This is a genomic window from Actinacidiphila oryziradicis (genome assembly GCF_005047355.1).
GTDB classification, from domain to species: Bacteria; Actinomycetota; Actinomycetes; order Streptomycetales; family Streptomycetaceae; genus Actinacidiphila; species Actinacidiphila oryziradicis.
Genome location: NZ_SUMC01000038.1, coordinates 49,895 through 60,541 on the forward strand (window position 1 = coordinate 49,895; position 10,647 = coordinate 60,541).

Annotated in this window: 10 protein-coding genes and 1 pseudogene; 6 read left to right on the top strand and 5 right to left on the bottom strand. The window is 71.0% G+C overall.

Annotated features, from left to right (window positions below):
* The first annotated feature begins 197 nt into the window (after nt 1-197).
* Nucleotides 198-2,308 (top strand): annotated as a pseudogene (locus FCI23_RS31595) (prolyl oligopeptidase family serine peptidase).
* On the opposite strand, the gene FCI23_RS31600 reads toward FCI23_RS31595, so the two are convergent.
* Both FCI23_RS31600 and FCI23_RS31605 read right to left on the bottom strand, forming a co-directional pair.
* Nucleotides 2,309-3,211, bottom strand: coding sequence for a lysophospholipid acyltransferase family protein (locus FCI23_RS31600; protein ID WP_136727413.1), 903 nt, complete (start codon nt 3,209-3,211; stop codon nt 2,309-2,311).
* A complete protein-coding gene (locus FCI23_RS31605) occupies nt 3,211-3,984 on the bottom strand; it encodes a GNAT family N-acetyltransferase (RefSeq protein WP_136727415.1) in 774 nt (257 codons plus the stop codon). The genes FCI23_RS31600 and FCI23_RS31605 overlap by 1 nt, the downstream gene beginning before the upstream one ends.
* Before the next feature lie 397 nt (nt 3,985-4,381).
* On the opposite strand from FCI23_RS31605, the gene FCI23_RS31610 reads away from it, so the two are divergent.
* Together FCI23_RS31610 and FCI23_RS31615 are read left to right on the top strand one after the other, a co-directional pair.
* On the top strand, nt 4,382-5,218 hold the full coding sequence (locus FCI23_RS31610) for a helix-turn-helix domain-containing protein (RefSeq protein ID WP_136727416.1): 837 nt from the start codon (nt 4,382-4,384) through the stop codon (nt 5,216-5,218).
* On the top strand, nt 5,215-5,472 hold the full coding sequence (locus FCI23_RS31615; RefSeq protein WP_136727418.1) for a DUF397 domain-containing protein: 258 nt from the start codon (nt 5,215-5,217) through the stop codon (nt 5,470-5,472). The genes FCI23_RS31610 and FCI23_RS31615 overlap by 4 nt, the downstream gene beginning before the upstream one ends.
* 159 nt (nt 5,473-5,631) lie before the next feature.
* Here FCI23_RS31615 and FCI23_RS31620 read toward each other — a convergent pair whose 3' ends face one another.
* Nucleotides 5,632-7,104 carry a purine-cytosine permease family protein gene (locus tag FCI23_RS31620; protein WP_136727420.1) on the bottom strand — a complete coding sequence of 491 codons (1,473 nt, stop codon included), beginning with the start codon at nt 7,102-7,104 and terminating at the stop codon, nt 5,632-5,634.
* A gap of 198 nt (nt 7,105-7,302) precedes the next feature.
* On the opposite strand from FCI23_RS31620, the gene FCI23_RS31625 reads away from it, so the two are divergent.
* The 3 genes from FCI23_RS31625 to FCI23_RS31635 all read left to right on the top strand — a co-directional run bounded on the left by FCI23_RS31625 (nt 7,303) and on the right by FCI23_RS31635 (nt 9,784).
* Entirely contained in the window at nt 7,303-8,055 is a 753-nt protein-coding gene (locus FCI23_RS31625; protein ID WP_136727421.1) for a sulfite exporter TauE/SafE family protein, read from the top strand.
* Nucleotides 8,056-8,150: 95 nt separating this feature from the next.
* A complete protein-coding gene (locus FCI23_RS31630) occupies nt 8,151-9,071 on the top strand; it encodes an NADP-dependent oxidoreductase (RefSeq protein WP_136727423.1) in 921 nt (306 codons plus the stop codon).
* The gene (locus FCI23_RS31635) at nt 9,068-9,784 is read left to right on the top strand and encodes a GNAT family N-acetyltransferase (protein ID WP_136727425.1); all 717 of its coding nucleotides are present in this window, start codon (nt 9,068-9,070) and stop codon (nt 9,782-9,784) included. Before FCI23_RS31630 ends, FCI23_RS31635 begins: the two co-directional genes overlap by 4 nt.
* 85 nt (nt 9,785-9,869) lie before the next feature.
* Here FCI23_RS31635 and FCI23_RS31640 read toward each other — a convergent pair whose 3' ends face one another.
* Together FCI23_RS31640 and FCI23_RS31645 are read right to left on the bottom strand one after the other, a co-directional pair.
* Nucleotides 9,870-10,202 (bottom strand): helix-turn-helix transcriptional regulator, encoded by a 333-nt coding sequence (locus tag FCI23_RS31640; RefSeq protein ID WP_136727427.1) that lies wholly within the window; start codon nt 10,200-10,202, stop codon nt 9,870-9,872.
* Nucleotides 10,199-10,579 carry a type II toxin-antitoxin system RelE/ParE family toxin gene (locus FCI23_RS31645; RefSeq protein ID WP_136727429.1) on the bottom strand — a complete coding sequence of 127 codons (381 nt, stop codon included), beginning with the start codon at nt 10,577-10,579 and terminating at the stop codon, nt 10,199-10,201. The genes FCI23_RS31640 and FCI23_RS31645 overlap by 4 nt, the downstream gene beginning before the upstream one ends.
* Nucleotides 10,580-10,647 lie beyond the last annotated feature (68 nt).

Consider the following 10,647-nt stretch of genomic DNA (forward strand, 5'->3'; position numbering starts at 1 on the left):
GAGGTGGGCGGTCCGGTACCGCCGCACCGGATCGCGCCAGAACGGGCGTGAGAGCCCCGGCCAATGGCCGACCACGCAGTTCGATTCTCGTCGTCCGCACCACACTTGAGCTCCAGGCCCGCGCCTGGAGTCTTTTTGTTGTTCCGGTCAATCTGAGAACCGTGCCGCACAGTGCCCCTGCAGAGATCACGGAGACCATGGATACCAGTGGATTCCCCCGTCAGTTCGCCCGGACCCGCCGCTTCTCGCTCGGTGTCCCCCGGCAGTTCACCGTCTCCCCGGACGGTGAGCGCGTGCTGTTTGTCCGGTCCGTTTCCGGCACCGATCCGCGCAGTTTGCTGTGGATGTACGAGAGGGGAGAAGAGCGGATTCTCGCCGACCCGGCAGCGCTCGGCGGTGACGAACAGGTGCCCGACGCGGAGCGGATACGCCGAGAACGGGACCGCGAGACCGCGGCGGGAGTGGTGGCGTACGCGGCGGACCGGGAGGCACGAGTCGTGGCGTACGCCCTGGGCGGCGCGCTGTGGACCGTACGGACGGACGGTGGCGCGCCGCGCTGTGTCCCCACGGCCGGCCTGGTGACCGACCCACGGCCGTCCCCGGACGGGACCCTGATCGCGTACGTATCCAAGGGCGCACTCCGGGTTGTTGGGACCGACGGGACGGGGGACCGGCTGCTGGCGGAGCCCGAGGGCGCAGAGGTGACGTACGGGCTGGCTGACTTTGTCGCGGCGGAGTTGCGCGGCTATTGGTGGTCGCCGGACAGCGACGCGCTGCTCGTGGCCCGTATCGACACGTCGATGGTGGAGCGCCGGTACGTCGGCGACCCGTCGAATCCCGGCCAACCGCCCCGGTCGGTCCCCTATCCGGCGGCCGGCACGGCCAACGCGGAGACCTCGCTGCGCCTGGTCACGATCGACGGCGGGCACACACCGGTCCGGCTCCCGCACCGGGCCCCCGAGGAAGACGCCCCGGTCGGTGCGTGGCAGGACCTCGCCTTCGAGTACGTCGTCAACGCCAGCTGGGAGAGCGTCGGCCCGGTGATCAGCCTGCAGACCCGGGACCAGCGCACGATGTGGGTCGTTCGCGTCGACCCGGCGACCGGCGATGTCGATCCGCTGTCCCGGCAAAGCGACGACGGATGGGTGGAGTTCCCGCCTGGGGCTCCATTGCACACTGCGTCCGGGGTGCTGGTGCTGCCGTGCGTGCGCGGCGACGTGCGGACGATCCGGATAGGGAACGCCTTCGCGCCGGCAGGTCTGCAGGTTCGCGCGGTACTGGGGGCGGTGGGCGAGCGGGTGCTGTTCACGGCGAGCGAAGAGCCGACGGAGACCCATGTCTGGTCGTACGCGGCAGAGAGCGGCTTCGAGCGGCTGTCGGAAGAGCCAGGCGTGCACACGGCCGCCGCAGGGGGCGACACGGTCGTCCTCGACAGCCGGACCTTGGACGGGCACACAGTGACGGTGCTGCGAGGCGGGAAGCCGTCCGGCCGGATCACGGTCCTGACGGAGGAGCCGCTGGTCACGCCCAGGCCGGTCCATCTTGTGCTCGGTGAGCGTGAGTTGCGCAGCCGGCTCCACCTACCGTCCTGGTACGAGCCGGGCTCGGGCAGGCTGCCGGTGCTGCTCAGCCCATACGCCGGTCCCGGCATGCAGGTCGTGACCAAGGCGCGGGGGTGGTACACGGCGGTGTGCCAGTGGTACGCCGAGCAGGGCTTCGCTGTACTGGCCACGGACGGCGCGGCACTCCCGGGCGAGGAGTGGATTGGCAGCGGGCCATCCTCGGCGACCGGCTGAGGCCCGTGCTGGAGGACCAGATCGACGCCCTGCACGCGGCGGCCGAGCGCTACGACGTCCTGGACCTGGGGCGGGTGGGCATCCGGGGCTGGTCGGCCGGCGGATATCTGGCGGCGGGCGCCGTGCTGCACCGCCCCGATGTGTTCCACGCGGCGGTCGCAGGCGCGCCGCCCACCGACCGGCGGCTGTACAACGCGTACTGGGAGGAGCGCTACTTGGGGCATCCGGACGTCCAGCCCGACAATTACGAGCGCTCGTCCCTGATCCCGTACGCCGACAAGCTGACCCGTCCGCTGATGCTCGTCCACGGACTCGCCGACGACAACGTGGCCCCGGCCAACACTCTGCGCTTCTCGGCGGCGCTGCTCGCGGCGGGCCGGCCGCACACCGTACTGCCGTTGTCCGGGGTGGGCCACCTCGTCGCCCGGGAAGGCGTGGCGGACAACCTGCTCCAGCTTGAGCTGGACTTCCTGAAAAAGTCGCTCGGCGGTGAGGAAAGGTCGGCACCGTAGTTATTGCGCGCCCGCCGGCTCGCAGGCCGGGAGGCCGTGGCTCGTCGGAGTGCTTTGGCACCCGGTCACCTGACGCTCCCGGGTAATGGGCGGGTGGGTGGGGCACTCCCGCGCTGCAGGCGCGGGCGGTCCCACGGCATCCTGGGCCGCACGGGCCAGGGCGCGCCGGTCCCCGTACGTCCCGCAGGGGAGGGCCGGAAGGACTCGGACCTCCGCCACCAGGCCCCGGGCGGCGGTCACCCGGCGCAGGGAGGCGAGGAGCGTGTCGTCGCCGACGAAGGCAGCCAGCGTGGCGGGGGAGGCATCGCTGAGCCGGTAGCGGATGCGTACCGGCTGCACGGGCACCCCGGCGTCCAGGGCGGCCTGGAAAGCGGCCGGGCGGAAGCGGCCGTGGCCCCGGCCGCACCAGGTGCTGCCCTCGGGGAATACGACGACGGTGGAGCCGGAGCGGAGCGCGTCCGCGAGGTCGGAGACGACCTGCGGCAGGGCCCGGAGGCGGTCGCGGTCGATGAAGAGAGTGCCGGCGCGGACGATCAGCGGGCCGAGTACGGGCCAGGTGCCGACCTCGCGCTTGGCGAGCATACGGGCGGGCCGGACGGCGGCGAGGAGCGGGATGTCGAGCCAGGAGATGTGGTTGGCGACGATCAGCACGCCGCCGGAGGGCGGCAGCGGCTCGCCGGTGATGCGTATCCGTACTCCGAGAGCAGTCGGCACGGCCTGGGCTCCGGACCGGATCAGTTTGGGGGTGCGGCGGGCGAGCGGCAGCAGCAGGAGTCCGAGGAGTACGACGGTGAGGAAGGCGGCGGCCCGGGCCAGCCGGCGCGGGCGGCCGACGGTGGGCGGGGAGCCGCCGGCCAGGCAGAGCACGGGTGTGCAGGGCGCGGTGGGGAGCCAGAGGCTCATCAGGCCGGGACGAGTGAGAGGAAGTGGCGGAGGTAGCGGGGGTTGGTCTGCCGCAGCGACAGGAGTACGTAGAGGTCGGCGACCCCGAAGTCGGCATCGAGCGCGGGCTCGCCGCAGACCTGGGCGCCCAGCCGTATGTACCCGCGGAGCAGTGCGGGCAGCGGGGTGCGGCCGGGTGTCCGCGCTATGCCGGAGGCGTCCCAGGGCAGGCGCGGCCGGACCCGGTACTCGGCGGGGGCGAGGTGCTTGTCGCGCACGGTGTCCCAGACGCCGGCCGCGAACGCCCCGCCGTCGGCGAGGGGGACGGAGCAGCAGCCGGCGAGCCAGTTGTGTCCCGTACGGACGAGGTAGCGGGCGATGCCGGCCCACATGAGGCCGATGACAGCCCCGTCGCGGTGGTCGGGGTGGACGCACGAGCGGCCGACCTCGACCAGGTCGTGGCGGATCGCGGCGTGCGCGCTGATGTCGAACTCGCCCTCGGCGTAGAGCCGTCCGGCGATGGCCGCGCGTTCCGGGGGGAGGAGCGGGTAGGTGCCGACGACGGCCCCGGAGTTGTCCTCGCGGACGATCAGGTGGTCGCAGTAGGCGTCGAAGGCGTCGATGTCGAGGCCGGGCTCGGGGGTGGTGAGCAGGGCGCCCAGCTCCATGGCGAACACGTCGTGGCGCAGCCGCTGTGCCGCGCGGACCTCGGCCTCGTCGCGGGCGAGGGACACCGAGTAGCGGGGTGCGGCGGGGTGAGCTGCGGTTGGGGCGAGGGCGGTCGGGGCGGTCATCGCTGTCTCTCCAGTGCCGTTCCGGTAGCGGGTTTCGCTTGATCCCTCTCTTCATCCCCGTACCGGCTTGCCTCGACGTGGCTGATGTAAGGCGCGGTGATGTGCGGTGGCTGAATACGGCGGGCCAAGCCCGGGGCGGTCAGGACGGGGCAGAACCGCCGTCGGTTGCCGTGCGCTGACGCCTGTAGTGGCGAGCCGCCCTGGTCCTGTTCAACACCCGCTACGTGGACGCCGGCCGGACGGTGGGTGACGGGCCCGGCTCGCCGACGACCGTTCCAGCGGGCGGAGCGCCGCAACGGATTTCTGACTTCGAGGAGTGATCGGCCGAGTACGCAGATAGCCTGACCGGATCGGCGGAATGACGTCCTTACCGGGACGAACTGGGGACGGGGCGCGCATGAGTAACCGGCAGCCGAGGAAGCGGAACAACGATGACGACCGGCCGGGCATTTGGAAGGGCTACGGCAAGCTGGTCAAGCTCTTCCGGGAGCGGGCCGGGATGACGCAGCAGGTGTTGGCCGACGTGGTCGGCTACTCGATCGAGCAGGTCTCCTCGATCGAGCAGGGGCGGCGGCCCGCCAAGTCGGCCTTCACAGCGGCGGCGGAGGAGGTGTTGCAGGCGGGTGGCGTGCTGGTGGCACTGCAGGAGGAGGTGGATCTGGCCAAGCTCCCGGCGTTCTTCCTGGACTTCGCGCTGATCGAGATGGGGGCGGTGAGTCGGTTTGAGTACGAACCCGTGCTGATTCCCGGCCTGTTGCAGACCGAGGAGTACGCGCAGGCCGTGTTCACCGGGCACTGCCCGCCGCTGGAAGAGGAGATCATCGAGCAGTACGTCGAGGCGCGTATGGAGCGGCAGAAACTGCTGACGCGGTCCCCGGTAGTGGCGCTCAGCTTCATCATCGGGGAGCAGGCTCTTCGCAACCCGGTGGGTGGTCCCGAGGTGCTTGCGGCCCAGCTCCATCGGCTGCTGAAGCTTACGGAACTGCGCAACGTGGAGATCCAGGTCATGCCTGCTTCCACCGGGTTCCATCCGGGCCTCAACGGCCCGATGGTGCTGCTGGAGACCGATGAGCACCGGCAGGTGGGATACATCGAATCCCAGGGCGTTGGTGTGGTGGTCACCGATGCACACAAGGTCAGCGTGTGCGGGCTGCGTTATGGCAAGCTGCGTTCGCAGGCTCTCAACGTAGAGGAGTCAGTGCGTCTCATCGAGCGTGTAGCGGGAGAACTATGAGCGCCGAGCAGGGAACGAACGCAACCGCCGAGCTGACCTGGTTCAAGAGCAGTTACAGCGGCAGCGACGGCGGCAACTGTGTCGAAGTGGCCTGGTTCAAGAGCAGTTACAGCGGCACCGGCGGCGGCGACTGTGAGGTGGCGGCAGCCCCCGGCACGGTCCACGTACGCGACTCGAAGGTCAAGCAGGGCTCCACGCTCGCCTTCGCGGCTGAAGCTTGGGCCCCGTTCATAGCGTTCGCGGCCGGGCGCTAACGCGTCGCGCGGGGGAGTCACGGAGCGCCGTCGGCCGCGCGGGTGACCCGGGCGCCCAGCGCGCGCAGATACTCGGCCAGTTCGGGCGGCTCGTTCCCACCTGCCGCGGTGTCGCCGGACGGGCTCTTTCTGAGCCCGTCCGGCCGGGGGGCGGTTCCCTCAGACGCCGGCCAGTTGCTGCTCGCTGAGCGCGATCGCGGCGTCCTCTCCGGCCCGGTCCGTGGTGCGGGCGGCGGCGAGGAAGACCAGGGCGCTGACCGCGAGTCCTACCAGCCAGGCGATGTCGGTGCCGGCGAGCTGCTTGGCGAGGGGGCCGGTGTAGTTCCAGCCGCCGAGGTCGGGCAGGACCATGAAGGGGATCTCGGCCACGATGCCCACCGCGTAGGCGGTGAGCCCGCGCCAGGACCAGGCGCCGTAGATCCCGGACGGGGTGAAGAGATCGGTGACGGCGTAGTGTCCGCGCCGGACGAAGAAGAAGTCCACCAGGTTGGTGGCCGTCCACGGCACCAGCAGGTACAGCATCAGGGTCAGCGCGGTGAACACCGTGGCCACCGCGTTGGCCGAGATCAGCGACGCGATCAGGTACCAGACCACCGCCAGCCCGAGGATGGCGACGATCCGGATGCGCCGGGTCGGAGTGATCGGCCGGAACGAGTCGATGCCGGTCAGCACCGTGAGCATGCCGCCGTACGCGTTCATGCCCATCGTCGCCACCAGGCTCAGCGCCGAGAGCACCGCGGCCGCGGCCCCCAGGCCCGGCAGGAAGTGGTCGCCCGCCTGCCGCAGCCCGACCAGCCCGTCGCTGACCCCCAGCTTCAGCGCAAGCCATCCGCCGAGCGCGATCAGCCAGACCGCGGAGCCGGAGGCGCCGAAGAAGACGGACGCGATGAGGGCGCGGGCGGAGGTCGTACGCGGCAGATAGCGCGAGTAGTCCGAGACATACGGGGCGTACGTGATGTTGTACGCCGCTGCCGCGGAGAACTGGGCGAAGAAGGCGGCCCAGGTGAATGCGAGGTGCTGGTTCGCGACGTGGGCGCCGCCCGCGTGCCCGGTCAGCACGCCGACGGTGACCAGCACCATCAGTGGCAGCGAGACATACAGCAGCCAGCGGAAGGCCCGGTGCAGCCAGTCGTGGCCGTAGATCGCCAGCAGCACCGCGATCGCCCCGGCCCCGAGCGCGACGGCGGTCTCGTTCCAGCCGAAGATGCCGTTCAGGCCCTGGGCGAGCAGCACCTGGTCGGCGACGTTGAAGGCGATGTACGTGAAGATCGTGGCCGCCAGCGCCACGATGACACCGCGATAGCCGAACTGCGCCCTCGACTGGATCATCTGCGGCAGCCCGAGCACCGGCCCCTGCGAGGCGTGGAAGGCCATGAACAACGTCCCGACCACGATCCCCAGCGCCCCCGCGAGCACCGTCTGTCCGAGCGGCAGGCCCAGCGACGGGCCGACGAAGCCGACGGCGATGGTGAAGTACTGGAAGTTGCCCAGGAACCACAGCGGCGCCTGATGCCAGACCTTCCCGTGCCGCTCCTCGTCCGGCACCCAGTCGATCGACCGGGTCTCCACCACCCCCAGCGCCCCGCCCGGCCTCGCCGGCTGCGCCACAGGAGCGCTCTGGGAATCCACCATTTCCGGTTCCTCCATATACCCGCCGTTGCCGCTTGCTGTGCGGGGGACGCTATCCGGCCATCCAGCATGCCGGAAGGGGATGTTTCATCCAAAAATGCGATGACGAATGGATGAACCGCACATCCGGGACGGCCGGCGACAGGACCCGGCGCCCCTGCGGGTAACTTTCTCCCACATGGACATAACAGGCACTGCACGATGATCCTCGCCGAGCCATTGCTGCTGCTCGTCGCCGGAGTCGCGGCCGGTCTCGCGGGCACAGTGGCCGGCCTCGCCTCGCTCGTGTCGTATCCCGCGCTTCTGGCGACGGGGATGCCCGCCCTGTCGGCCAATGTCACCAACACCGTCGCCCTGGTGCTCGGCGGCGTGGGTGCGGCGGCCGGCTCGAAGCGGGAGCTCACCGGCCAGGGCGGGCGCGTGCGCCGCTACCTGGCGCTCACCGCCGCCGGAGGTGTCACGGGTTCGGTCCTGCTCCTGGTCACCCCGCCCGGCGCCTTCGAGCTCATCGTGCCCTGGCTGGTGGCCGGTTCGTCCGTCGTACTGCTCCTCCAGCCGCGCCTGCGGAGCCTGCGGCCGGAGGGCCTGGGCGAGACAAACCCGGCGGTCATGCTCGCGGTGTTCGCCATCGCGGTGTACGGCGGGTACTTCGGGGCCGCCGCCGGGGTACTGATGCTCGCCCTGCTGGCGACCGGCCTCGGGGAGACCCTCGTACGGGCCAACGCCCTGAAGAACGTGATCCTGGCGGTCGCCAACGGCGTCGCCGCACTGGGTTTCGCGGTCTTCGGGCCGGTCCATTGGCTGGTCGCCGTGCCGCTCGCCGCGGGCTTCCTCATCGGGGGCCGGCTCGGCCCAGTAGTCGCTCGCCGGATCCCCGCGCATGTGCTGCGCACGGCCATCGCGGTCGGCGGCCTCGGGCTCGCGGTGCGCCTGTGGACTGTTGCGACCGGATGAACACATCGCCGCCCCGGGAATAGGCGCCCCGGTGCGCGTGCTTTGACCTGCTGTTCCTTTTGAGCTGCTGTTCCGAAGTCGGAGTGAGGGATCGAATGCCCAAGGCCTATGTCTTCAACGCACACGGTGGCCCGGAGACGGAGTCCTTCATCGACCGCCCACGGCCGAGCCCCGGACCGGGGCAGCTGCTCGTCGCCGTCCGGGCCGCGGGGGTGAACCCCGTCGACTGGAAGCTCCGGACGGGCTACCGCCGCCCCGGCTCATCGGCGCCGGAGCTGCCCGCCGTATTCGGCAACGAGGTCGCCGGTGTCGTCGAGCAGGTCGGCGCGGGCGTCGAGGGATTCGCTCCCGGGGACGAGGTCTTCGGCAACCCGGTCGGCGGCGGATACGCCCAGTACACGCTGCTGCCGGTCACGATCGCCGCCCACAAGCCCGCCGGACTGTCGTTCGTGGACGCCGCGGCGCTCCCGGTCGCAGCGGCGACCGCGTACGACGGCGTACGGCAGCTGGCGCTGCCGCCCGGCGCGACACTTCTGATCACCGGTGTCGGCGGCGGGGTCGGGGTGGCCGCCGCCCAGATCGCCCGGCACTTCGGCATCACCGTCATCGGAACGGCGAGTGCCGGCAAGAAGGAGTTCGTCGAGTCGCTCGGCGCGGTCCACATCGTCTCCGGGCCCGGTGTCGCGGAGCGGGTCGCGGCCGCCGCGCCCGATGGCGTCGACGCGGTCTTCGACCTCGTCGGCGGCGCGGACCTCGAAGAGGTCGCTCGGCTGGTGGCGGACCGGTCGAAGCTGATCAGCGCGGCGGACCGGGGGACCGTGGCCCGCCTCGGCGGCTCACCCGTCGAGCGGGCCCGTACCGGCGCGATCCTGGAGGAGGTGGCGAAGCTCGTCGTCGACGGCGTACTGCGCCCCTACGTGACACAGACCTTCCCGCTCGAGCAGGCCGCCGACGCACTGCGCACCGTGGAAAACGGCCACGCCCGCGGCAAGATCGTGATCGAGGTCGGCCCATGAGCGCCGTCCGGGCCCCGCACCCCCTGGACAACCCTGCCCGCTCCTCGCTCACCGGCCCCCACGCCCACCTCGCCGAACGACGCGGCCGGGTGCTCCGCTACCCCGTCGACATAGCCCCTTGGGTCGCCCTGCCGGACGAGCCGGACGCCGCCGACTGGGATGACATCGCCGCCCTCGCCGGACCGGGCGCCCTTGTCCCGCTCGCCGCCGTCAGCGTTCCGCCCCCGGACGGCTGGGAGGTGACCTTCCGCCTCGCAGGCGTCCAACTCGTCGACGACGGCGTGGCAGCCGCCCCGGACGCCGAAGCGATACGCCTCGGACCCGCCGACGTCCCGGAGATGCTCGACCTGGTGGACCGCACCCAGCCCGGCCCCTTCCTGCCGCGCACCATCGAACTCGGCACCTACCTCGGCATTCGCCGGGACGGCGCCCTGGTCGCGATGGCCGGCGAGCGCATGCACCCGCCGGGCTGGACGGAGATCAGCGCGGTCTGCACCGACCCGGCCTTCCGCGGACACGGGCTGGCCACCCGGCTCGTCCTCGCCGTCGCCGCCGAAATCCGGACCCGCGGTGAGATGCCCTTCCTGCACGCTTCCGCGGCCAACACGGGCGCGATCCGCCTCTACCAGTCCCTGGGGTTCCGGCTGCGCCGCACGACGGCATTCTCCGCCGCCCGGGTACCGGAACCGGCGGGCGAGGCACTCGTACGGTGACCACGGTGACCGTGCCCTCGGCCTGACTCCGGCCCGGCCCCCGTCGGGGCCGGGCCGGAGGGGGCGCGGTGGCCAGGGACGCCGCTCAGGCGGCCCCGATGGTCCGGTCGCCGTACTCGATGGACACGGTGATCTTGGCGCCCAGAGCCGCGGCGTATGTGCGCATGGTCTCCAGGTTGTGGATCTCCCCCCGCTCGATCTGCGAGACCCGGGCCTGGGTGATCCCCACCGACGCCGCGACCTGGGCCTGAGTGAGGCCCTGCTCCTCCCGGATCTCGCGCAGGTGGTGTCCCAGCACGTGCGCCTCGGTCGCAGTGCGGGCGGCTTGCCTGCGGGCCTCCCACTCGGCCTCGGACACCTCGGGATGGGCCTCGCGCATCCGGCGTTTCACCTCGGCCCAGCTACTGTGCCGGCTCATCGGGCACCCCCGTCCTCTCCTGCGGCATCCGCCAGGTACTCCCCATAGTGGGCCTCGGCCACCGGTATCGCCTCGCGATACCACTGACCCCAACGGCCCGCCATGTCCCCCGACACGAGCAGCACCGCCTCCCGCTCGGGAGTGAACACAAACAGAATGCGGACTTCCGTGCTGCCCGTGCTCCCCGGCCTCAGCTCTTTGAGGTTGTGGATCCGGCTGCCGCGGATCCGGTCGGCAAGCGGGCGCCCCAGCATCGGGCCGCTCTCGGCCAGCAGGTCGACGGCTTCCTCGACGAGATCCGCGCTCACCGGATCCTCCTCTGCCAGTTCGAGCAGCCACAGCTCCACCGAAGGATGGAGATTGATCTCCCAGCTCATGGTCCGCATCCCAGCGTACGACGCGAAGCATCAGAAGGAAATCCTTATATCTTCAGCTCAAATGGGTA